The sequence below is a fragment of the Enterobacter sp. 198 genome, assembly GCF_009025585.1.
In the GTDB taxonomy this organism is placed as follows: domain Bacteria; phylum Pseudomonadota; class Gammaproteobacteria; order Enterobacterales; family Enterobacteriaceae; genus Enterobacter; species Enterobacter ludwigii.
In genome coordinates, this window is sequence record NZ_WCIM01000016.1 from 56,294 (window position 1) to 77,226 (window position 20,933).

The window sequence follows — 20,933 nt, forward strand, 5'->3', positions numbered from 1 at the left end:
TTTGCGCGCGATAATATCACACTTGTTTTGTTACGCACGGTTCCACCAGCCACTTCTGCCAGCTGGCGGTGACCTGCGCGCGTTCAGTGGCGAAACAGTCCAGCGCGACGTGGCCAGGCTGCTCCTGTAAGGCCAGGTGGTGCAGCTCGTCGCGCAGCGTGGTATAGGCGCGCGTTAAGGCCTGCGCCTCCTGCTCATCCATAATGTCGTTTTGCGCCAGCAGTTCCAGAATACGCACATTATCAGACCAGCGGGTCAGCTTCGGTTTAGCGTGCGCATGGCGTAGCACCAGATATTGCGTAATAAATTCAATATCGGTAATGCCGCCCTCATCCGCTTTAATATCAAAGCGATCGCGATGCTTATTGCCCAGGTGCGCGCGCATTTTCTCGCGCATCTCACGCACGTCGGTCTGGAGCGTGCTGCCGTCACGCGGGGTCGTCATAATCTCCCGACGAATGGCATCAAACTGCGTTTTCAGCGATGGATCGCCGTACACCACGCGGGCACGCACCAGCGCCTGATGTTCCCACGTCCAGGCTTCATTCTTCTGGTACTCAGCGAAGGACTCCGTTGAGGTCACCAGCATGCCGGCCGCGCCGGAAGGACGCAGACGCGCATCCACTTCATATAAAATGCCGGATGACGTGCGGGTGCTGAACAGATGCATAATGCGCTGGGCCAGACGCAGGTAGAACTGACGCCCGTCGATTTCACGCTCGCCGTCGGTCATGACGTCTGCCGGGCAGTCATGCAGGAAGATTAAATCGAGATCCGAGCTGTACCCCAGTTCCCATCCGCCGAGCTTACCGTAACCCACAACGGCAAAACCGCGGCCTTCGCGGTCAGCAAGGTGTTTCGGCTGGCCGTAGCGCGCCACCATCTGAATCCATGCCTGATGCACCACCGCATCAATGATCGCTTCTGCAAGCCAGGTTAAGTGATCGCTCACTTTCATCACTGGCAGCGTTCCGGCGATATCTGCCGCCGCCACGCGCAGCATTTGCGCCTGCTTAAACTGACGCAGCGCCTCCAGCTGTTGCTCTTCGTCCTCTTCCGGTACGCGCAGCAGATACTGACGCAGCTCGTCACGGTAGGCGTCCGTTGCCGTCGGCTGGTAGAGCGTATTGGGATCGAGCAGCTCATCCAGCAGCAGCGGATACCGCGCCAGCTTGTTGGCCACCATCGGTGAGGCGGCGCAAAGCGTAATCAGATGCTTTAGCGCGCCCGGGAACTCGCTCAGCAACTCAAGATAGGTCGTACGGGTGATGATGCCGCTCAGCAGCGGCATCATACGCGACAGCGGGACCGGCGCATCCGCACGCGAGCAGACGTTGCTCAGCAGGTGCGGCATCAGATGATCCAGCACCTGACGACCGCGCGGACCAATGGCTCGTTTATTCAGTTCGAGACGGAAATCAGCAATTAACGCCACCACACGATGGCGATCGTCGTCGCTCAGGTGCGCCAGCACCGGCGTGGTGTCATCTTCCTGCAGCGCGTCCTGCCACAATTCGCGCCAGTGTTCAGAGAGCGTATCGTCCTGCGATTCACTTTCATCGTCACCAATCAGCGCGTTAAAGACACGGCGCACGCCGGCCATATGCGCGTCCAGTTGCCCGGTCAACGTTGACCAGTCGTCGACGTGCATCCCCCAGGCCAGCCGCGCCCGGTTCAGGTCATCGCCTGGCAAAGTCTGGGTCTGCTCGTCATTGATGCTTTGCAGCAGGTTTTCCAGGCGTCGCAGGAACAGATAGGCCTCACGCAGGATCTGCGCGTCGCCTTCCGGCAGCAGATGCAGTTGCTCTATGGCTGACAGCGTCGGCAGCAGCGAACGGGATTGCAGTGAGGGCTCACGTCCGCCGCGGATCAGCTGGAAGACCTGAACGATAAATTCGATTTCGCGAATGCCGCCCGCGCCGAGCTTGATGTTGTCCTTCAGACCCCGGCGACGCACTTCACGGGCGATCATTCCTTTCATGTTGCGCAGCGACTGAATAACGCTGAAGTCGATATAGCGACGGAACACGAACGGGCGCAGCATGGCGCGCAGCTCGTTGGCGTAGGCATCGTCGCTGTCTCCCATGATCCGCGCTTTGACCATCGCGTAACGCTCCCAGTCGCGCCCCTGCTCCTGGTAATAATCTTCCAGCGCCGCAAAGCTCAGCACCAGCGGACCGCTGTCGCCAAACGGGCGCAGGCGCATATCCACGCGATAGACAAAACCATCCTGGGTAGGTTGATCCAGCGCTTTAATCAGACGTTGCCCGAGACGGGTAAAGAACTGCGCATTGTCCAGTTCACGGCGGCCCCCGCGTGTGGAGCCGTTCTCCGGCCAGGCAAAAATCAGGTCGATATCCGAGGAGAAATTCAGTTCGCAGCCCCCGAGCTTGCCCATGCCCAGAATCAAGAGTGGCTGAGGAACCCCATCCTCATTGCACGGCGTGCCCCACTCTTTACAGCAGGCGGCATAGAGCCAGTCCCGTGCGGCAACAATCAGCGTCTGTGCCAGCTCGCTCAGCTGCTGCAGGGTACTTTCTTCGCTGACCAGTTCCAGCGCCTGAGCCCAGGCAATACGCACCATCACCCGGCGGCGGAACTGGCGCAGGACGCGCATCAGTGTCGCTTCATCCGCGACCTCTTCAAGTGCGGTTTGCAACCAGCCCGCATAATGCCGCCACTCGTCTGCCTGCGGGGGGGTGCTCTCAAGCGCCTCCAGCCAGTCCGGGTAAGCGGTGATACTTTCCTGCACAAAATCACTGAAGGTGAGCACGCTCCTGGCCTGCTCGCTTAACGATGACGCCGGTAATGACTCAGGCAGACGTTCGCAAACGGTCTGCCACTGCTGCTGTAACTGCGAAGAAAGCGGCATTATAGGGTTCCTTGCCAGAGTTAACGTTTTCCGCTGTGCAGCCAGAACGGCTCCTGCGAAATGGCTTCATTACGGAAATGCTCAATCTCAATGTGCTGACGGGTTTCGATAGCATGTTTCAGCCCCTGCCAGTTCTCCAGCCAGGCCTGCGCTTTAGGGCCGTCATAGGCACCCGACAACAGCAGCATGCTGTTGATATTGCGCGACAGGCGGATCAGCTGATCGCCATACTGGTCTCCCAGCGGATACGCAAAGGTGGTTTTAAGCTCCGCCGCGTGGCGTGAAAGATGGATATCCGCGAAACGTTTGAAGTTATCTTCAATTTTGGCCTGCACTTTTGCATCCAGGAAGGCACGCCAGCTACGCGTCACCAGAAACTCGGTCAGCGCCAGCCTGGCGGCGGCGTTTTGCGGGCTGTAGAGCGCCGTTTGTGCGGATACATCAGAGAGCAGCAGCGCTTCGGTCTGGGTCAGCAGGTCACGTAAGTGAGCGCTCGCTTTACGAGGTACGATGCCGCCGAACAGCGCCAGGGTATGACGCACAAGGCTCATCGCCGCTAACACGTGCGCTTTTGCGTTTTTCACATTACGCACCCACAGCTCTTCATGATAAAGCCACTGTGAGAGCGCCAGCTCCAGTGCCGCCTCCATGCCCTGCTCAACGCTGGCTTTCGGTGGCACGTGCAAAATAGTCGTCTCTTTCAGCAGGCGCGGCGCATTCCCGGCGGCCAGATGATACCCCCGCGCCGCTTTGCTCAGGCTACCCTGACGCAGGCCCGGCTGGCTTACCAGCTTACGCGCCAGCTTCAGTACGTCCTGGACTTCACCCTCCAGCAGTTCGAGCTCCAGCTCGCAAATCGGCTCCTGAAGCTCACCCGCTTTTACCTCACCCTGATCGAGGGCGATTTCAATGCGGCTTTTCCCTTCCGTTACCAGCCATTTTTCACGCCAGAAATCGGTACTAAACAGCGGTTTCACCTCGGCGGATAAGGTTTCTGGCAGCACGCCGTCCGGCCAGACTTCTGCCGGGAAACGATCCAGCTCAAGTTCTGGCTGATTGATGTCGATATTGTATTCCGGGCGCTGATGCAAACCGCCGACCACGCGGCCAGCGATTTTCATCGTCATCTCGTAACGCCCGTTCGCGCCACGGATGCGCAGTCCCATATCATGGCGGCGCAGCCAGTTGTCTGGTGTTTCGTAATAGATATTAAGCAGTTGTACCGGTTCATGGTGTTCGCCGGAAAGGGTCTGCAGATGCTGACGGAGTGCGTCAACGCTGTCTTTTTCGACGATAAATTTTAATTCGATTTCTTGAGCCATAGCCTTGTACTTTTGCAGGCGTCACAGACGCGTCAATGAGGGCGAACTTCCTCGCCATTTGTTTGTCAGTACATAGTATTTTGCGCCAAATTGCCACGCAATGAGCAATTTGACGGGCGTAAATGTTTAGGGTCGTGACACAGATGATTCTGATTGCTGACGAATGCTTTGCGTAGAGACACTGTTGCCACTACTATCGTTCCACTATTTATGAAAATAACGACTAATGATGCTTAAATTACGCCTGATTGGACTTACTTTCCTCGCTTTTAGCGCCGCAACCGCCGTGCACGCTGAAGAGAAGCGTTACGTTTCTGACGAACTGAACACCTGGGTACGCAGTGGCCCTGGAGATAATTATCGCCTCGTGGGTACGGTCAATGCCGGCGAGGAAGTGACGCTGTTACAGACCAACGCGGAGACCAATTATGGTCAGGTTCGCGACAGTACCGGCCGCACGTCCTGGATCCCACTGAAAGAGCTGAGCGCGGTGCCAAGCCTGCGCACCCGCGTGCCGGATCTGGAAAATCAGGTGAAAACGCTGACCGACAAGCTGAACAATATCGACGGTACCTGGAACCAGCGCACCGCGGAAATGCAGCAGAAAGTGGCCCAGAGCGACAGCGTGATTAACGGTCTGAAAGACGAGAATCAGAAACTGAAAAACGAGCTGATTGTCGCGCAGAAGAAGGTGAACGCCGCCAATCTGCAACTTGATGACAAACAACGTACCATCATCATGCAGTGGTTTATGTACGGTGGCGGTGTGCTGGGCGTTGGCCTGGTGCTGGGTCTGGTGCTTCCTCACCTGATCCCAAGCCGTAAGCGTAAAGACCGCTGGATGAACTAATTCGTCTTCTCTGCCAGACTTACGTATTATCTTGCGAAAAGAGAAAACGGGAGTACAGGGCGTGAAGAGTTATCTGGTCGGTGGTGCGGTACGTGATGCGTTGTTAGGTCTGCCGGTCAAAGATAAAGACTGGGTGGTGGTGGGAGCCACACCTGAAGAGATGCTTAACGCGGGCTACCAGCAGGTAGGCCGCGATTTTCCCGTGTTTCTGCACCCGCAAAGCCGTGAGGAGTACGCCCTGGCGCGTACCGAACGGAAATCCGGTTCGGGTTATACCGGCTTCACCTGCTATGCCGCACCGGACGTCACGCTGGAGCAAGATCTCCTGCGTCGCGATCTCACCATCAACGCGCTGGCGCAGGACGAAGACGGTCAGATCATTGACGCGTATGGCGGTCAGGACGATCTGCGTAATCGACTGCTGCGTCACGTCTCCCCGGCGTTTTCTGAAGATCCGCTCCGCGTGCTGCGCGTGGCGCGCTTTGCGGCGCGTTACGCGCATCTGAGCTTCCGCATTGCCGATGAGACCCTGGCACTGATGACCGCCATGACCGAGGCGGGCGAACTGGCCCACCTCACGCCAGAGCGCGTCTGGAAAGAGACGGAAAACGCCCTTACTACCCGCAACCCGCAGGTCTTTTTCCAGGTGCTGCGTGACTGTGGCGCACTGAAAGTGCTGTTCCCGGAAATTGACGCGCTGTTCGGCGTACCCGCCCCGGCGAAATGGCACCCGGAAATCGATACCGGCGTGCATACCCTGATGACCCTGAGTATGGCTGCCATGCTCAGCCCCGAGGTGGATGTGCGTTTTTCAACGCTGTGCCACGATCTCGGCAAAGGATTAACGCCAAAAGCCATGTGGCCGCGCCACCATGGCCACGGTCCTGCCGGGGTGAAGCTGGTCGAGGGGCTTTGCCAGCGCCTGCGGGTACCCAACGAGATCCGCGATCTCGCCAGACTAGTGGCGGAATTTCACGACCTGATCCACACCTTCCCGATCCTCAAACCGGCCACCATCGTTAAGCTGTTTGATAACATCGACGCATGGCGCAAACCCCAGCGCGTCGAGCAGATCGCGTTGACCAGCGAAGCCGACGTACGTGGCCGCACCGGTTTTGAAGCCTGCGATTATCCGCAGGGACGGCTGTTACGCGCAGCGTGGGAAGTGGCAAAAGCGGTACCGACTAAAGCGGTTGTCGAGGCGGGCTTCAAGGGACCGGAAATCCGGGAAGAACTGACGAAACGTCGAATTCAGGCGGTGTCGGACTGGAAGGAAAAGCATTGCCCTCAGCCTAAAGACTGAGGGCCGTCGGTCAGAAGAAGACCACGTAAACCGCAGCCGCCACGATAAAGCGATAGATCGCGAACGGAATAAACGAGATACGCTTAATCAACTGCAGGAAGGTTTTGATGGCGATCAGCGCCACAATAAAGGCGGTGACAAAGCCCACGGCGAACATCGGAATGTCACCCGTGGTGAGGAAGCCAATGCTTTTATAGACGTCGAGTGCGGTCGCGCCCATCATCATCGGCACCGCCAGCAGGAACGAGAACTCCGACGCAGCATAGCGGCTAACGCCCATCAGCATCCCGCCAGAGATGGTCGCGCCTGAGCGTGAAAAGCCCGGCCACAGCGCCAGACACTGGAAACAACCAATGATAAACGCCTGACGGTAGGTCATGTCATCCAGACCTTCCGCGCGTGGCGTTTTCGGCTTCAGCAGTTCTGCCGCGATCAGCAGGAAACCGCCGACGACCAGCGCATACATGACGTTAATCGGGTTAAACAGCGATTTAATGGTGTCGTGGAAAACCAGGCCCAGAACCACTGCCGGAACCATGCCAAGCAGAATATGGATAAGCGTCAGGCGACCTTTGCTTTCACCCTCGCGCTGAGGAAGACGGCCAAAGTGGATACCGATAAGCCCGAACAGACGACGCCAGAACATCACAACGACCGCCAGAATAGACCCCAACTGAATGACAACTTCAAACGTCTTTGCGGTATCGCCTTCAAAGCCCAGCAGATGGCCAACGATAATCATATGGCCCGTACTGGAAACCGGCAAAAACTCCGTCAATCCTTCGACCACACCCAGTATTGCCGCCACCAGCAGCGAGTGCATATCGCTCATCTATAAACCCCTAAAAAGATATAAAAAAACGGTGTCCCACGCGGACAACCGTGAAAGATACAGCTTTAAGACCGGTATAACCTAAAATGGTTTAGCTATTATGACGTTAAATCTTCCCTTTCAGATTTGTGCCACGCTCAATGATCACGCCGACGTTAGCGGCACGCGCCACGGCACCCGGTTTGCTCAACTTGATGCGTACCCACGGTGCGTTGAACTTGCTCAGCAGCAGCTCAGCCACCTCTTCTGCCACACGCTCCACCAGCGCAAAACGTTGCCCTTCGACGTGGCCCACGACCGTTTCACTGATATCGGCGTAGCTCAGACAGTCATTCACGTCATCGCTTTTTGCTGACTTGCGGTTATCCCAGCCCATTTCGATATCGAACACGAGTTTCTGCTCAATGGTCTGTTCCCAGTCATAAACACCAATAGTGGTGATTACCGAAAGTTGCTCTATAAATACAATATCCATCACGACCTGCCTGCTTTTTGGCTAAACCGGATACCACTTCCGGCGAATTATGCGTATTATCCACAGATGCTGAGAATACAGATACATTTTCAAAACGGAACAGCGTTATGAGTGCAATCGCGCCTGGAATGATCCTCCTCGCCTACCTTTGCGGCTCAATCTCCAGCGCCATTCTGGTCTGCCGCATTGCCGGGTTACCTGACCCGCGCGAAAGTGGTTCCGGGAATCCGGGGGCGACCAATGTACTACGAATTGGCGGCAAGGGAGCAGCCGTAGCGGTATTGATTTTTGATGTTCTGAAAGGAATGTTACCCGTCTGGGGAGCGTATGCGCTGGGCGTAACGCCGTTCTGGCTGGGGCTCATTGCTATCGCCGCCTGTGTCGGCCATATATGGCCTGTATTCTTTGGTTTTAAAGGCGGTAAAGGCGTCGCCACCGCCTTTGGTGCTATTGCCCCAATCGGCTGGGACTTAACCGGCGTAATGGCCGGCACCTGGCTACTGACCATTCTTCTGAGCGGTTACTCGTCACTGGGCGCCATCGTCAGCGCGCTGATCGCGCCATTCTATGTCTGGTGGTTCAAACCGCAGTTCACCTTCCCGGTGTCGATGCTCTCCTGCCTCATCCTGCTGCGTCATCACGATAATATTCAGCGCCTGTGGCGTCGCCAGGAGACCAAAATCTGGTCGAAGCTCAAGAGAAAGAAAAAAGACGCCCCGTAAGGGGTTAGTTATGCCTTATAACCAAATGTGATTTTGGTCACCCTCTGCCTGTGGTAACTGTTAATGACACAACACAACCACACAAAAAGAAAATGGCAGACATTACAGACACAACTCCCCTTTCAACGGCAGGACATTCGCCTGATGGCGACATCAAGTGGGTACGTAACGCCTCTGACGTTTCACGTCTGGTCAACGACGGTTCTCAGGGTCGGGCCAACGCCCGCATCGTAGTCGGTATCGCGCTGGGCGGTATTTTCCTCGATGCGTACGACCTTGGTGCGCTGGCGTTCGGCATCAAAGACATCACCCGCGAATTTAATCTCACCCCCGCCGGTACCGGCATGGTGGCCTCGGCCATTACCTTTGGTGCGATTGTCGGGGCGCTGCTGGGTGGCTATCTCACGGACAAGATCGGACGCTACCGCGTCTTTATGGCCGACATGCTGTTCTTCGTGGTAGCGGCCATCGCCTGTGCACTGGCACCCAACGAATATGCGCTGGCGGGCGCACGCTTTGTGATGGGCCTCGGCGTGGGGATCGATCTGCCGGTAGCGATGGCGTTTCTTAGCGAGTTCGCCAGGCTCAAAGGCCCCGGAAACAAGGCCTCCAGCGTCGCAATGTGGTGCCCAACCTGGTATGCCGCAATCAGCATCTCTTACCTGCTGGTGTTATTCTTCTACGCCGTACTGCCAGAAAGTCACAGCGACTGGCTGTGGCGCTTAATCCTGGGATTTGGCGCGGTGCCTGCGCTGGTGATTATCGCCATTCGTAGCCGCTACATGAGCGAGTCCCCGGTCTGGGCGGCGAATCAGGGCAACCTGAAAGAGGCGGCCGCTATCTTGCGGCAATCGTATAACATCAACGCCCACGTGCCGCAGGATGCGCTTAACCAACCGGCACCGGTGGTCAACAAGGCGAAGTGGGCAAACTATCTGAACCTGTTCCGTGGCGTCTATCTGCGACGTACCACGCTCGCCACCCTGCTCTCAGTGGTGTCGTCTTTCGCCTATAACGCCGTCGCATTTGGTCTGCCGGTCATTATCTCCAGCTTCTTTGTGCAGTCGATGCTGACCACTATTCTGATCTCGCTGGTGCTAAACCTGCTGTTTGCCTTCGTCGGCGGATTGTTGGCAGTGCGCTATGTTCCGCGCTTCGGCGCGTGGCGGATGTCACTGGCGGGCTACGCCTGTCAGCTTGTTGCTCTGCTGGGACTGGCGCTGATTGGTCGTCCGGAAGGCGTATCGGAAGGCGTTATCGCCGTCGCGATGCTGGCGCTGTTCCTGTTCGGTCAGGGATTTGGGCCCGGCGCCCATACCATGACGTTTGCGTCCCTGAGCTATCCCACCTCTCTGCGCGGCGTGGGCGTGGGCCTTAACCAGACGCTGATGCGCAGCAGTTCTACGCTCTCGCTGTTTCTGTTCCCGCTGCTGGTGGCCTCTCTTGATACCGCCGTGTTCTGGGTGATCGCTCTGGCACCGTTTATCGGGCTGGCTTCGCTGCTGGCGATCCGCTGGGAGCCGTCCGGCTATGATGTGGATGCAGAGGATTATCGATAACCTTCTCAACCGGCTCCTTGAGCCGGTTTTTTTATCCATAAGCGACTCATATGACAGCCTTCATTTCTGCCAGGGCATACTGAAACGTCTCCCGATGATGAGCAGATGGATGCAGCATGTTAGCAGCTCAGGTCACTGATAATTCTTACAAAGGCTGGCAGGCATCGCTTGCCCTGCAGTTTTGTTACACCCCTGAGAAAACCCTCCTGCACGCTGCTCATCACTTCGGGCCCCTCACCGTACAGCGGCCTTTTTATCCCGAAGGCGACACCTGCCACCTGTATTTACTGCACCCGCCAGGCGGGATAGTCGGCGGCGATACGCTGGATATTTCGGTGCATCTGGACGCGAAAAGCCATGCGCTGATCACCATGCCCGGCGCGAGCAAGTTCTATCGCAGCAGCGGCCCGCAGGCCTGTCTCAATCAGCACTTCTGGCTCGACGATGAGGCTACGCTGGAGTGGCTGCCGCAGGACACCATTGTCTTTCCCGGTGCGAATGCCGCCCTGCGTTCCGTTTTTCATCTGAAGGCTTCCAGTACGCTGCTGGCGTGGGAATTGTACTGTCTGGGTCGCCCGGTGATCGGCGAAACCTTCAGCCACGGCACGCTGGAAAGCCGCCTTGAGATCTGGGTCGACGATGAGCCACGGCTGATTGAACGTCAGCACCTCAGCAATGGCGATCTCACGCCCGTTGCAGGTCTCCCGTGGGTCGGCACGCTGCTGTTCTTTCCGGCCAGGGAAGCGCACCTCGAAACGGTGCGCGAGCTGCTGACGCCACTGAGCCACTTTGCCGGGGCAACGCTCACAGACGATCTGCTGTCGGTGCGTTTTCTCTCCCACGACAACCTGATGTGCCAGCGGGTGATGCGCGATATCTGGCAGTCGCTTCGCCCGCTTTTAACCCCCAAAACCGCCTGTTCGCCGCGTATCTGGCAGACATAAGAGAAACGTTATGGAACTGACCCCCAGAGAAAAAGACAAGCTGTTGCTGTTTACCGCTGCGCTGGTTGCCGAACGCCGCCTTGCGCGCGGGGTAAAACTGAATTACCCGGAATCAGTCGCGCTGATCAGCGCGTTTATTATGGAAGGCGCCCGCGATGGCGAAACCGTCGCCTCACTGATGGAAGCGGGCCGTCACGTCCTGACGCGCGACCAGGTGATGGAAGGCGTACCGGAGATGATCCCCGACATTCAGGTGGAAGCGACGTTCCCGGACGGATCAAAGCTCGTCACCGTCCATAACCCGATCGTATAAGGAGCGCGTGATGATCCCAGGCGAATACCAGATCCAATCCGGAAACATTGCGATCAACGTTGGGCGAGACACGCAAAACGTGATCGTCGAAAACCATGGCGACAGGCCGATCCAGGTGGGATCGCACTACCACTTTTATGAGATTAACCCGGCGCTGAAATTCGACCGGGAAGCCACCAGAGGCTATCGGCTGAATATTCCGGCAGGCACCGCCGTGCGTTTCGAACCCGGACAGAAGCGCGAGGTGACGCTGGTTCAGGTCAGCGGCGCGCAGCGTATTTTCGGCTTTCGCGGCGAGGTGATGGGAGAGGTGAAAAATGGCTGAAATTTCACGCCAGGCCTACGCCGATATGTTCGGCCCCACCACTGGCGATAAAGTGCGTCTGGCCGACAGCGAGCTGTGGATAGAAGTGGAAAACGATCTCACCGTCTACGGCGAAGAGGTCAAATTCGGCGGCGGAAAGGTGATCCGCGACGGTATGGGCCAGGGGCAGATGACATCCGACGGCTGCGTGGATCTGGTGCTGACCAACGCGCTGATTATCGATCACTGGGGGATCGTTAAAGCCGATATTGGCGTAAAAAACGGGCGGATCTTTGCCGTGGGTAAAGCCGGCAACCCGGATATACAGCCCGGGGTCACGATCCCGATTGGCGCAGCGACAGAAGTGATCGCCGCCGAAGGGAAAATTGTCACCGCCGGCGGGATCGACACGCACATCCACTGGATCTGCCCGCAGCAGGCGGAAGAGGCGCTGGTCTCTGGCGTCACCACCATGATTGGCGGGGGCACGGGCCCTGCGGCAGGCACCAACGCCACGACCTGTACGCCGGGGCCCTGGTATATCGCACGGATGTTGCAGGCGGCCGATACACTACCGGTGAATATCGGCCTGCTTGGCAAAGGTAACGGTTCCAACCCTGATGCCCTGCGCGAGCAGATCGCAGCGGGTGCCATCGGGCTGAAGATCCACGAAGACTGGGGCGCGACGCCGGCCGCCATCAACTGCTCACTGGCGGTGGCGGAGGAGATGGATATTCAGGCGGCGCTGCACAGCGACACGCTGAACGAATCCGGGTTTGTTGAGGACACGCTGGCGGCTATCGGCGGGCGGACCATTCACACCTTCCATACGGAAGGGGCAGGCGGCGGACATGCACCGGATATTATTACCGCCTGCGCGCACCCGAATATTCTGCCCTCCTCCACTAACCCGACGCTGCCCTACACGGTGAATACCATCGACGAGCATCTCGACATGCTGATGGTGTGTCACCACCTCGACCCGGATATCGCCGAGGATGTGGCCTTTGCTGAATCACGCATTCGCCGGGAGACCATCGCCGCGGAAGATGTCCTTCACGATATCGGCGCCTTCTCGCTGACCTCGTCCGATTCCCAGGCAATGGGTCGCGTCGGCGAAGTGATTATTCGTACCTGGCAGGTGGCGCACCGTATGAAGGTTCAGCGCGGCGCACTGCCGGAAGAGACCGGGAACAACGATAACTACCGCGTGAAACGCTATATCGCCAAATACACCATTAACCCGGCGCTGACCCACGGGATTGCTCATGAAGTGGGCTCGATTGAGGCCGGGAAACTGGCGGATTTAGTGGTCTGGTCCCCCGCGTTCTTTGGCGTCAAACCCGCCACCATTGTGAAAGGCGGGATGATCGCCTGCGCGCCGATGGGGGATATCAACGCCTCTATCCCAACGCCGCAACCGGTCCATTACCGTCCGATGTTTGGCTCGCTGGGCGCCGCACGCCATGCGACACGGCTGACGTTTGTCTCCCAGGCTGCCGATGCGAAGGGCATTTCGCACCAGCTCAGCCTGCAGAGCGGCATAGCCGTCGTAAAAGGCTGCCGCACGGTGAAAAAGGCCGACATGATCCACAACAGTCTGCAGCCCAACATCACCGTTGATGCACAAACTTACGAGGTTCGCGTTGATGGCGAGCTCATTACCAGCGAGCCGGCAGACGTTCTGCCGATGGCCCAACGCTATTTCCTGTTTTAAGGAGTGACGATGATCTACCTGACCCAACGCCTTGACCATGCCCATCCGATAACCGCCAGCGTCACGCTGCCGATTGATGTCCGGGTAAAAAGCCGTGCCCGCGTGGCGCTGAATGACGGCCGCGAAGCCGGGCTGATGCTGCCGCGCGGCCTGCTGCTGCGCGGGGGAGATCTGCTGACCACTGACGACGGCAGCGAGGTGATCGAGGTGATCGCCGCGCCGGAATCGGTCTCCGTGGTGCGCTGCGACGATCCGTTCCTGCTCGCCCGCGCCTGCTACCACCTCGGCAACCGCCACGTGCCGCTGCAGATCATGCCCGGCGAGCTGCGCTACCACCACGATCATGTGCTCGATGACATGCTGCGCCAGTTCGGGCTCGAGGTGACATTTGCCACCCTCCCGTTTGAACCGGAAGCGGGGGCGTATACCAGCGATGCCCACAGCCATAGTCACTCTCACGCTCATTCACATTAAGGATTCATCATGCGTACGTTTTTACCTCTGTTACTGCTGGCCTTTTCTCTTCCTGCCCTGGCGCATCCCGGACACGGCACAGACAGCTTTCAGGCCGGTTTTTTCCATCCGCTGACGGGTCTTGATCATCTGCTGATGCTAACCGGTGCGGGCGTACTTTCGGCCCTGAGCGGGCGCAAGCTGCTGCTGCCTCTTGCCACTCTCGGCATGATGCTGGCCGGGGCCGTTGCAGGCAGCCTGCTTGGCGGCTTTAGCGGCATGGAAATGCTGATTATCGCCTCGCTGGCGGTCTGCGGCGCGATGATGTTTAAAACCGAAAATCGCCTGCTGTTGGCCGTGCCGGCGCTGGCAATGTTCCACGGCTGGGCGCACGGGGTAGAGATGTCTGGCCACAACTTCTGGCTCTTCACCAGCGGCTTTATGTTTGCCAGTGCCACGGTGCTGTGCGCCAGCTTCGCCGCCGGGTTACTGCTGCGCCGTCACGACGGGTTGCGTAAAACCTTTGGTGGCGGGCTGATTGTCTCTGCGCTGCTGGCGCTGATGAGCTGATGGAGCACGTCCGCCAGCGGCTGCGCCTGATGCAGCTCTCCAGCAGCAGCCTTCCGGTCGGTTCATTCACCTGGTCGCAGGGGCTGGAGTGGGCCGTAGAAGCAGGCTGGGTCCCCGATGCTGAGGCGTTCAAAAACTGGCAGATCCTGCAGATGGAGCAGAGCTTGTTCTGTGTCGATCTGCCGCTGTTTTCCCGACTTTATCAGGCGTGCGAGCAAAACGATTTGGCGACGGCAACACGCTGGACGGCCTACCTTCTCGCCTGCCGGGAAACGCGTGAACTGCGTGAAGAGGAACGCAACCGCGGGGCGGCCTTTACGCGCCTGCTCAAAAGCTGGGAGCCGGACTGTCCGGCAGAGTGGCGGACGCTGTTTATGCAAAGCCAGCTCAGCGGCATGGCGTGGCTCGGAGTACGCTGGGGCATTAGCGCCCATGAGCTGGCCCTGAGCCTGGGCTACAGCTGGATTGAGAGCGCGGTCATGGCGGGCGTCAAGCTGGTGCCGTTCGGGCAACAGGCGGCGCAGCAGCTGATTATCGACCTGAGCGACCACTTTGCCGCCGGGCTTGAACCGGCATTTTCGCGTGGCGACGACGCGCTGGGTGCGGCAACGCCGCTGTCGGCCATCGCCTCTGCGCGCCACGAAACACAATATTCACGATTATTCCGTTCCTGAGGAGACAACATGGCTGATTACAAACATCCCCTGCGCGTGGGCGTGGGCGGCCCGGTGGGGTCGGGCAAAACCGCGTTACTGGAAGCACTCTGCAAAGCAATGCGCGACACCTATCACCTGGCAGTGGTGACCAACGATATCTACACCAAAGAGGATCAGCGCATTCTCACCGAAGCGGGCGCCCTTGAGCCAGAGCGCATCGTGGGCGTGGAGACGGGCGGCTGCCCGCATACCGCAATCCGCGAAGATGCCTCAATGAACCTGGCGGCAGTAGAAGCGTTAAGCGAAAAGTTCGGCAATCTGGACCTGATCTTCGTTGAAAGCGGCGGTGACAACCTGAGCGCCACCTTCAGCCCGGAGCTGGCTGACCTGACGATCTACGTGATTGACGTCGCTGAAGGGGAGAAGATCCCGCGTAAGGGCGGCCCAGGGATAACCAAATCCGATTTTCTGGTGATCAACAAAACCGACCTGGCGCCCTATGTGGGGGCCTCACTGGAAGTGATGGAGCGTGACACCCACCGCATGCGCGGCGAGCGCCCGTGGACCTTCACCAATCTGAAGGCGGGCGACGGACTGGCGACGATCGTGACATTTCTGGAAGAGAAAGGGATGTTGCGGGTGTAACCGTATAAATCCCCTCTCCCTGGCGGGAGAGGGTCAGAAATTACGCCTCCGGCAACTCCGCCAGCGGCCAGCGTGGACGTACAGAGACGCTCAGATCGGCAGTCGCGCCAGCGTTCAGACGCACCATGCCCGCGTAGGCGATCATCGCCCCGTTATCGGTACAGAATTCCGGACGGGCATAAAATACTTCCCCACCACGCTTTTGCATCATCTGCGCGAGTTTTGCACGCAGCGTGCGGTTGGCGCTGACGCCCCCGGCCATCACCAGACGCTTAAAGCCGGTCTTTTCCAGTGCGCGTTTGCATTTGATCATCAGGGTATCGACCACCGCGTCTTCGAACGCACGGGCGATATCAGCACGGGTCTGCTCGCTATCGTCATTATTGCGAATGGTATTGGCCGCGAAGGTTTTCAGACCGGAAAAGCTGAAATCCAGCCCTGGACGGTCAGTCATCGGACACGGGAAGACGAAACGCCCTTCCGTGCCCTGCGATGCCATTTTCGAAAGCATCGGACCGCCAGGATAATCCAGACCCAGCAGTTTGGCCGTTTTGTCGAAGGCCTCACCGGCTGCGTCGTCAATGGACTCGCCGAGCAGCTCATACTTGCCAATCCCCGTTACGCTAATCAGCTGGGTATGGCCACCTGAAACCAGCAGCGCCACAAAAGGAAACGCAGGCGGATTATCTTCCAGCATCGGCGCCAGAAGATGCCCTTCCATATGGTGAACCGGAATGGCCGGCACATCCCACGCGAATGCCAGCGAACGGCCCACCGTTGCGCCGACCAGCAGCGCACCCACCAGGCCCGGGCCTGCGGTATACGCTACAGCATCAATATCAGTAGAGCTCAACCCGGCTTCTTTCAGCGCCGCCTGAATCAGGGGAACCGTTTTACGCACGTGGTCACGAGAAGCCAGTTCAGGCACGACGCCGCCGTAGTCAGCGTGTAATTTCACCTGACTATACAGTTGGTTGGCAAGAAGCCCTTTTTCGTCGTCGTAAATGGCGATGCCGGTCTCATCGCAGGATGTTTCAATACCCAGTACACGCATGACTTGTTTTACCTCGTTTCAATACCGCGCAGTGTAGGGCCAATGCGGATTGATGTAAAACTTTGTTCGCCCCAGGAAGAAGCCTCGTGTATACTCCTCACCCTTATTAAAGTCCCTTTCAAAAACGCGTCGGTGCTTTACAAAGCAGCAGCATTTGCAGTAAAATTCCGCACCATTTTGAAATAAGCTGGCGTTGATGCCAGCGGCAAACCGAATTTATCAAAGGTGAGAGTTACATGCCGGTAATTAAAGTACGTGAAAACGAGCCGTTCGACGTTGCACTGCGTCGCTTCAAACGTTCATGCGAGAAAGCAGGTGTTCTGGCTGAAGTTCGTCGTCGTGAGTTCTATGAAAAACCAACGACCGAACGTAAGCGCGCTAAAGCTTCTGCTGTGAAACGTCACGCGAAGAAACTGGCTCGCGAAAACGCACGCCGTACTCGTCTGTACTAATCAATTGAGGGCCTCAGCCCTCAATGACAGACAGAGTTGTAGTCGTAAGGCCGTGCTTCCGGAAGGAATGCGCGGCTTGTTTTCGTTTATGAGTTACTAAAAATTTTGGGGCATATGGCCGGACGAATCCCACGCGTATTCATCAATGACCTGCTAGCCAGAACCGACATCGTCGATCTCATCGACGCGCGGGTAAAGCTGAAAAAGCAGGGCAAGAACTACCATGCGTGCTGTCCTTTCCATAACGAAAAAACCCCCTCCTTCACCGTAAACGGTGAAAAGCAGTTTTACCATTGCTTCGGCTGTGGTGCTCACGGTAATGCTGTCGATTTTTTAATGAACTACGACAAGCTCGAGTTCGTTGAAACCGTCGAAGAACTGGCGGCGATGCACAACCTTGAAGTGCCGTATGAAGCAGGCAGTGGACCAAGCCAGATCGAGCGCCATCAACGGCAGACGCTGTACCAACTGATGGATGGTCTGAACTCGTTTTATCAACAGTCTCTTAAGCACGCTGCTGCTGAGCCTGCGCGTCAGTACCTGACAGCGCGCGGACTGAGTGACGATGTGATTGCGCGTTTCGCTATTGGTTACGCCCCGCCCGGCTGGGACAACGTGTTAAAGCGTTTTGGCGGCAATAGCGAAGATCGTAAGTCTCTTATCGATGCCGGCATGCTGGTCACCAATGACCAGGGACGAAGCTACGACCGCTTCCGCGAACGGGTGATGTTCCCGATCCGCGACAAGCGTGGCCGGGTGATTGGTTTTGGTGGTCGCGTGCTGGGTGATGCCCTGCCGAAGTACCTCAACTCCCCGGAGACCGATATTTTTCATAAAGGCCGCCAGCTTTACGGTCTTTATGAGGCGCTGAAGGATAACGCGGAACCTCCGCGCCTTCTGGTCGTCGAAGGCTATATGGATGTCGTCGCGCTGGCGCAGTACGACATCAACTATGCGGTTGCATCTCTGGGCACCTCGACCACAGCCGATCACATTCAGCTGCTGTACAGGGTGACTAACAATGTCATCTGCTGTTACGACGGTGACCGTGCAGGGCGCGACGCCGCCTGGCGTGCGCTGGAAACCGCACTGCCTTATATGACCGACGGGCGTCAGTTACGTTTTATGTTCCTGCCCGACGGTGAAGACCCGGATACGCTGGTGCGTAAAGAGGGCAAAGCGGCGTTTGAAGCGCGGATGGAGCAGGCTCAGCCGCTCTCCACGTTTTTGTTTAACAGCCTGATGCCGCAGGTCGATTTGAGTACCCCTGACGGGCGCGCGCAGCTCAGCACGCTGGCGCTGCCGTTAATCAGTCAGGTGCCCGGCGAAACGCTGCGCATCTATCTGCGTCAGGAGCTAGGCAACAAGCTCGGCATTCTGGATGACAGCCAGCTTGAACGTTTAATGCCTAAACAGTCTGAAAACGGTGCGGTTCGTCCCGCGCCTCAGCTAAAACGCACAACCATGCGTATACTGATAGGGTTACTGGTTCAAAACCCCGAACTTGCTCCGCAAGTGCCATCGCTGGCGGGTTTGAACCACGAAAAATTGCCCGGGCTTGGCTTATTTTCAGAATTGGTCAACACTTGTTTGTCTCAGCCAGGTCTGACCACCGGACAACTTTTAGAACATTATCGCGGCACAAAAGAGGCTGCTACCCTTGAAAAACTGTCGATGTGGGACGATATAGCAGATAAGGACATTGCAGAAAAAACGTTCACCGACTCACTCAACCATATGTTTGATTCGATGCTTGAGCTGCGCCAGGAAGAGTTGATAGCTCGCGAGCGCACACACGGCTTAAGCAGCGAAGAACGCCGGGAACTCTGGATGCTGAACCAGGAGCTGGCAAAAAAATGAATTCAACGGCTTAAGTGCCGAATATCGATCGGGAAGCCCCCGGCAGCCGCACTGAGAGGCAGCGGCACAAATATAAGTACGCCCTCGCTTTAAAGGTTGGCAGCCCCATCGCCGACACCAATCAAACGAATTAAGTGTGGATACCGTCTTATGGAGCAAAACCCGCAGTCACAGCTGAAACTTCTTGTCCAACGCGGTAAGGAGCAAGGCTATCTGACCTATGCCGAGGTCAATGACCATCTGCCGGAAGATATCGTCGATTCAGATCAAATCGAAGACATCATCCAAATGATCAATGACATGGGTATTCAGGTGATGGAAGAAGCACCTGATGCCGATGATCTGTTGCTGGCTGAAACCTCCAACAACACTGACGAAGATGCGGAAGAAGCTGCTGCACAGGTCCTGTCCAGCGTGGAATCTGAAATCGGGCGTACCACTGACCCGGTCCGCATGTACATGCGCGAAATGGGTACCGTTGAACTGTTGACCCGCGAAGGCGAAATTGACATCGCGAAACGCATCGAAGACGGGATCAACCAGGTTCAGTGCTCTGTTGCCGAATACCCGGAAGCGATCACCTATCTGCTGGAGCAGTACGATCGTGTTGAAGCGGAAGAAGCGCGCCTGTCTGACCTGATCACCGGTTTTGTCGACCCGAACGCTGAAGAAGATATGGCACCGACCGCCACTCACGTGGGTTCTGAACTGTCTCAGGAAGAGATGGATGATGACGAAGACGAAGATGAGGAAGATGCCGACGACGACACCGCCGATGATGACAACAGCATCGACCCGGAACTGGCGCGCGAGAAGTTTGCCGAGTTGCGTACCCAGTACGAAGTCACGCGTGACACCATCAAAGCAAAAGGTCGCAGCCACGCAGCCGCACAGGAAGAGATCCTGAAACTGTCTGAAGTCTTCAAACAGTTCCGTCTGGTGCCTAAACAGTTCGACTACCTGGTTAACAGCATGCGCGTGATGATGGATCGCGTACGTACCCAGGAACGCATCATCATGAAACTGTGCGTTGAGCAGTGCAAAATGCCGAAGAAGAACTTCATCACCCTCTTCACCGGCAACGAAACCAGCGAAACCTGGTTCAACGCGGCTATCGCGATGAACAAGCCGTGGTCTGAAAAACTGCATGACGTGAAAGAAGACGTGTTCCGCGGCCTGCAGAAACTGCATCAGATTGAAGAAGAGACCGGCCTGACCATTGAGCAGGTTAAAGACATCAACCGTCGTATGTCCATCGGCGAAGCGAAAGCCCGCCGTGCGAAGAAAGAGATGGTTGAAGCGAACCTGCGTCTGGTTATCTCTATCGCCAAGAAGTACACCAACCGTGGCCTGCAGTTCCTGGATCTGATTCAGGAAGGCAACATCGGTCTGATGAAAGCGGTTGATAAGTTTGAATACCGTCGTGGTTATAAGTTCTCCACCTATGCTACCTGGTGGATCCGTCAGGCTATCACCCGCTCTATCGCGGATCAGGCGCGCACCATCCGTATTCCGGTGCATATGATTGAGACCATCAACAAGCTCAACCGTATTTCCCGCCAGATGCTGCAGGAGATGGGCCGCGAGCCAACGCCGGAAGAGCTGGCTGAGCGCATGCTGATGCCGGAAGACAAGATCCGTAAAGTGCTGAAGATCGCCAAAGAGCCAATCTCCATGGAAACACCAATCGGTGATGATGAAGATTCGCATCTGGGTGATTTCATCGAGGATACCACCCTCGAGCTGCCGCTGGACTCTGCAACGACCGAGAGCCTGCGTGCTGCAACGCACGACGTTCTGGCTGGCCTGACCGCCCGTGAAGCAAAAGTGCTGCGTATGCGTTTCGGTATCGATATGAACACCGACCATACGCTGGAAGAAGTGGGTAAACAGTTCGACGTTACCCGCGAACGTATCCGTCAGATCGAAGCGAAGGCGCTGCGTAAACTGCGCCATCCAAGCCGCTCTGAAGTACTGCGTAGCTTCCTGGACGATTAATCTCCAGCCATGCAATATAAAGCCCCGACTTA

Annotated in this window: 20 protein-coding genes; 15 read left to right on the forward strand and 5 right to left on the reverse strand. The window is 57.1% G+C overall.

Going from position 1 to position 20,933, the window contains the following annotated elements; translation table 11 throughout:
- Window positions 1–16: 16 nt before the first annotated feature.
- The gene (gene glnE, locus F8561_RS08055) at window positions 17–2,875 is read right to left on the reverse strand and encodes a bifunctional [glutamate--ammonia ligase]-adenylyl-L-tyrosine phosphorylase/[glutamate--ammonia-ligase] adenylyltransferase (RefSeq protein ID WP_131494708.1); all 2,859 of its coding nucleotides are present in this window, start codon (window positions 2,873–2,875) and stop codon (window positions 17–19) included.
- Window positions 2,876–2,892: 17 nt separating this feature from the next.
- A complete protein-coding gene (locus tag F8561_RS08060) occupies window positions 2,893–4,194 on the reverse strand; it encodes an inorganic triphosphatase (protein WP_151887321.1) in 1,302 nt (433 codons plus the stop codon).
- A 229-nt stretch (window positions 4,195–4,423) separates the two neighbouring features.
- Between F8561_RS08060 and F8561_RS08065 the strand changes: the two genes are divergently transcribed.
- Window positions 4,424–5,044: a TIGR04211 family SH3 domain-containing protein gene (locus tag F8561_RS08065; RefSeq protein ID WP_025203004.1), complete on the forward strand. Its 621-nt coding sequence runs from the start codon at window positions 4,424–4,426 to the stop codon at window positions 5,042–5,044.
- Window positions 5,045–5,105: 61 nt separating this feature from the next.
- Window positions 5,106–6,347 carry a multifunctional CCA addition/repair protein gene (locus tag F8561_RS08070; protein ID WP_049023325.1) on the forward strand — a complete coding sequence of 414 codons (1,242 nt, stop codon included), beginning with the start codon at window positions 5,106–5,108 and terminating at the stop codon, window positions 6,345–6,347.
- Between the two features lie 10 nt (window positions 6,348–6,357).
- Here the strand turns inward: F8561_RS08070 and bacA are convergent, their stop codons facing one another.
- Together bacA and folB are read right to left on the reverse strand one after the other, a co-directional pair.
- A complete protein-coding gene (gene bacA / locus F8561_RS08075; protein ID WP_014171656.1) occupies window positions 6,358–7,179 on the reverse strand; it encodes an undecaprenyl-diphosphate phosphatase in 822 nt (273 codons plus the stop codon).
- Window positions 7,180–7,285: 106 nt separating this feature from the next.
- Window positions 7,286–7,654 carry a bifunctional dihydroneopterin aldolase/7,8-dihydroneopterin epimerase gene (gene folB, locus F8561_RS08080; RefSeq protein ID WP_020883629.1) on the reverse strand — a complete coding sequence of 123 codons (369 nt, stop codon included), beginning with the start codon at window positions 7,652–7,654 and terminating at the stop codon, window positions 7,286–7,288.
- Window positions 7,655–7,761: 107 nt separating this feature from the next.
- Between folB and plsY the strand changes: the two genes are divergently transcribed.
- The 10 genes from plsY (at window position 7,762) to ureG (ending at window position 15,537) form a co-directional block, all read left to right on the forward strand.
- Complete coding sequence (plsY, locus tag F8561_RS08085; RefSeq protein ID WP_020883628.1) at window positions 7,762–8,376, forward strand: glycerol-3-phosphate 1-O-acyltransferase PlsY; 615 nt, start codon at window positions 7,762–7,764, stop codon at window positions 8,374–8,376.
- A gap of 92 nt (window positions 8,377–8,468) precedes the next feature.
- Entirely contained in the window at window positions 8,469–9,935 is a 1,467-nt protein-coding gene (locus F8561_RS08090) for an MFS transporter (protein ID WP_020883627.1), read from the forward strand.
- Between the two features lie 116 nt (window positions 9,936–10,051).
- Window positions 10,052–10,879: an urease accessory protein UreD gene (locus F8561_RS08095; RefSeq protein ID WP_151887322.1), complete on the forward strand. Its 828-nt coding sequence runs from the start codon at window positions 10,052–10,054 to the stop codon at window positions 10,877–10,879.
- Between the two features lie 10 nt (window positions 10,880–10,889).
- A complete protein-coding gene (locus F8561_RS08100; protein WP_003862556.1) occupies window positions 10,890–11,192 on the forward strand; it encodes an urease subunit gamma in 303 nt (100 codons plus the stop codon).
- Window positions 11,193–11,202: 10 nt separating this feature from the next.
- Entirely contained in the window at window positions 11,203–11,517 is a 315-nt protein-coding gene (locus F8561_RS08105) for an urease subunit beta (protein WP_063214087.1), read from the forward strand.
- Window positions 11,510–13,213 carry an urease subunit alpha gene (ureC, locus tag F8561_RS08110; RefSeq protein ID WP_151887323.1) on the forward strand — a complete coding sequence of 568 codons (1,704 nt, stop codon included), beginning with the start codon at window positions 11,510–11,512 and terminating at the stop codon, window positions 13,211–13,213. The genes F8561_RS08105 and ureC overlap by 8 nt, the downstream gene beginning before the upstream one ends.
- Window positions 13,214–13,222: 9 nt before the next feature.
- Window positions 13,223–13,687 carry an urease accessory protein UreE gene (gene ureE, locus F8561_RS08115; protein ID WP_020883622.1) on the forward strand — a complete coding sequence of 155 codons (465 nt, stop codon included), beginning with the start codon at window positions 13,223–13,225 and terminating at the stop codon, window positions 13,685–13,687.
- 9 nt (window positions 13,688–13,696) lie between these two features.
- Window positions 13,697–14,236, forward strand: a complete 540-nt coding sequence (locus tag F8561_RS08120) for a HupE/UreJ family protein (RefSeq protein ID WP_020883621.1) — start codon at window positions 13,697–13,699, stop codon at window positions 14,234–14,236.
- The gene (locus tag F8561_RS08125; protein ID WP_025202997.1) at window positions 14,236–14,910 is read left to right on the forward strand and encodes an urease accessory protein UreF; all 675 of its coding nucleotides are present in this window, start codon (window positions 14,236–14,238) and stop codon (window positions 14,908–14,910) included. Before F8561_RS08120 ends, F8561_RS08125 begins: the two co-directional genes overlap by 1 nt.
- Window positions 14,911–14,919: 9 nt before the next feature.
- The gene (gene ureG / locus F8561_RS08130) at window positions 14,920–15,537 is read left to right on the forward strand and encodes an urease accessory protein UreG (RefSeq protein ID WP_020883619.1); all 618 of its coding nucleotides are present in this window, start codon (window positions 14,920–14,922) and stop codon (window positions 15,535–15,537) included.
- Between the two features lie 40 nt (window positions 15,538–15,577).
- On the opposite strand, the gene tsaD is transcribed toward ureG, so the two are convergent.
- Complete coding sequence (gene tsaD / locus F8561_RS08135; protein WP_151887324.1) at window positions 15,578–16,591, reverse strand: tRNA (adenosine(37)-N6)-threonylcarbamoyltransferase complex transferase subunit TsaD; 1,014 nt, start codon at window positions 16,589–16,591, stop codon at window positions 15,578–15,580.
- Window positions 16,592–16,827: 236 nt separating this feature from the next.
- Here tsaD and rpsU point away from each other — a divergent pair, with 236 nt between their 5' ends.
- The 3 genes from rpsU (at window position 16,828) to rpoD (ending at window position 20,901) form a co-directional block, all read left to right on the forward strand.
- Window positions 16,828–17,043: a 30S ribosomal protein S21 gene (rpsU, locus tag F8561_RS08140; RefSeq protein WP_001144069.1), complete on the forward strand. Its 216-nt coding sequence runs from the start codon at window positions 16,828–16,830 to the stop codon at window positions 17,041–17,043.
- Window positions 17,044–17,157: 114 nt separating this feature from the next.
- Entirely contained in the window at window positions 17,158–18,903 is a 1,746-nt protein-coding gene (dnaG, locus tag F8561_RS08145; protein WP_025202985.1) for a DNA primase, read from the forward strand.
- Window positions 18,904–19,053: 150 nt separating this feature from the next.
- On the forward strand, window positions 19,054–20,901 hold the full coding sequence (gene rpoD / locus F8561_RS08150; protein ID WP_020883616.1) for an RNA polymerase sigma factor RpoD: 1,848 nt from the start codon (window positions 19,054–19,056) through the stop codon (window positions 20,899–20,901).
- The last annotated feature ends 32 nt before the right edge of the window (window positions 20,902–20,933 follow it).